1 protein-coding gene is annotated in these 551 nt (G+C 54.3%); it reads right to left on the minus strand.

All coding sequences use genetic code 11. From position 1 onward, the window contains the following. The coding region (locus ACT3XD_RS19690) for an IS30 family transposase (RefSeq protein ID WP_444280709.1) at positions 1-497 on the minus strand (497 nt) is incomplete at its 3' end. Positions 498-551: the final 54 nt, after the last annotated feature.

Below are 551 nucleotides of genomic sequence, written 5' to 3' on the forward strand. Positions count from 1 at the left end.
TGAATGCTGACCATGTCAGGGATCTGACCACGTCGATCCACTTCGCCACGGCGAGGCTTGCGTGTGGTTTTACCTTGTCGCAAGCAGTGAATCAGTTCCTTGCGAAGGTGGCCAACGGGCAAGGCATAAATGGCCGTGTAGATGGTCTCTCGGCAGACGTAGGCATCGCGCAAATCAGGTAGTTTCATCGTCTTGAGCTTGCCGCTAATTTGTTCAGGAGACAAGCGTCGCCGCAACATATACACGATGAGATCAAACCGCTCGGTGCCTGGCAAAAGCTTACGCGCAGGACGACAGACTACTCGACGCTTTTCTCGCTGACGTTGGGCGTGCCGGGCACAGTAACCGTTCTGGGCCATTTGGTTACGGCGTATTTCACGAGATATGGTTGAAGGAGCTCGCCCTAAGAGCTGGGCAATGTGCCGAAGGCTCATCCCTTGGGCTTGACCCACTTGGATGCTGGCACGTTCTTCAATGCTGAGTTCGAGGTAAGACATGGGACAACACCTTAGCGAAATGCTCAGGTGTTGCACTCAGTTTCTGCGGCCAAG

The sequence above is a fragment of the Halomonas sp. AOP7-B1-5 genome (assembly GCF_052353045.1).
In the GTDB taxonomy this organism is placed as follows: Bacteria; Pseudomonadota; Gammaproteobacteria; order Pseudomonadales; family Halomonadaceae; genus Vreelandella; species Vreelandella colorata.